The sequence below is a fragment of the Paenibacillus solisilvae genome (assembly GCF_042656405.1).
Taxonomy (GTDB): domain Bacteria; phylum Bacillota; class Bacilli; order Paenibacillales; family Paenibacillaceae; genus Paenibacillus_Z; species Paenibacillus_Z solisilvae.
The window spans coordinates 1-515 of the sequence record NZ_JBHSOW010000147.1 but is presented as its reverse complement, the minus strand read 5'-3'; the positions used below and the strand labels follow the sequence as shown (position 1 = coordinate 515).

Here is a 515-nt window from a genome sequence, read left to right as displayed (position 1 = left end):
GGATATGATGTAGTGCCGGTTTACAAACAAGTCGAGGCGATGGGTGCTAGAGCGCTCATCGATTACAATCGTCGGAACGAGCAGCCAGATACAGACGTTGATAAATATTTTCGTCCGATCTGTAAAGAAGGTCATTCATACCGTTACGAAAGCTATGATTCGAAATACGAATCCATCAAGTACACACAGCCTAAAGAATGTAACGAGTGTCCGTTTAACGATGGGCACTGCCAGAAGGTGTTCAAGAAAAAGGTTGATAATAACCCAAGAAGATATACCATCCCTGCTCGTGGCAGCGACAGTTACTATGTGTTGTACAAGAAGAGAACGGCAGTAGAACGTGTAAATGCCTATCTAAAAGAGTATTTTCAACTCAACAATATCCGCCATCGTGGTGCACTAGCTAAGATTGATTTCGAACTTGCCTGTCTGACCTATACAGCTTGCAAACTGACCGTTGACCGCCTGAATCAAAGTAGTAAGGCTCAGAAACCAGCTGCTTAACTCCAAGTTTC

At 43.7% G+C, this 515-nt stretch carries 1 pseudogene; it reads left to right on the top strand.

Annotation, left to right across the window (positions count from 1 at the left end):
- Nucleotides 1-504: pseudogene (locus tag ACFPYJ_RS33085) on the top strand (IS5/IS1182 family transposase); the annotation flags it as partial.
- Nucleotides 505-515 lie beyond the last annotated feature (11 nt).